This window comes from Pedobacter sp. 01N416, from assembly GCF_056399685.1.
Genome location: NZ_JBFTRT010001079.1, coordinates 1 through 504, shown reverse-complemented (window position 1 = coordinate 504; position 504 = coordinate 1). Strand labels below are relative to the sequence as shown.

Here is a 504-nt window from a genome sequence, read left to right as displayed (position 1 = left end):
CCCAAGCGGCTTCAATTAATTTCTTTAAATCTGAATACATGATGTTTTTAAATTTTACGCAAAATAAATCAATTTTTGCTTATTAAATGGTTAATTGTTTAAATTGTTTTGTAGATAGGTTAACTGGTTAATCGTTTGAATTGGTTAACTGGGTCTGCGGGGTGCTTAATCGTTAAATTCTTATGAATTAGGTTAATTGTGGTTAGGCGTATTCTGCAGCTAACCGATTAACCAGTTTCTACAATTAATCAACATAGGAATTAACCTAATTATGTATTTTTGAATTTTATGACAGAGACAGAAAAACTTAGGATAGATAAATATTTGTGGGCGATCAGGTTGTTTAAAACACGGAGCTTGGCCACCGATGCCTGTAAAGCAGGAAGAGTGAAACTCAAAGGACAGAATATTAAACCTTCTGCTATTGTGAAAGTTGGTGAGGTTTATCAGGTATCGAAAGGGATTGAAAAGAAAATTATCGAAGTGGTAGAACTGTCGTACAAC

At 33.5% G+C, this 504-nt stretch carries 1 protein-coding gene; it reads left to right on the top strand.

Going from position 1 to position 504, the window contains the following annotated elements:
- Positions 1–288: 288 nt before the first annotated feature.
- Positions 289–504 (top strand): RNA-binding S4 domain-containing protein (locus AC1DND_RS29320; protein ID WP_477586547.1); only part of this gene is annotated, 216 nt, incomplete at its 3' end.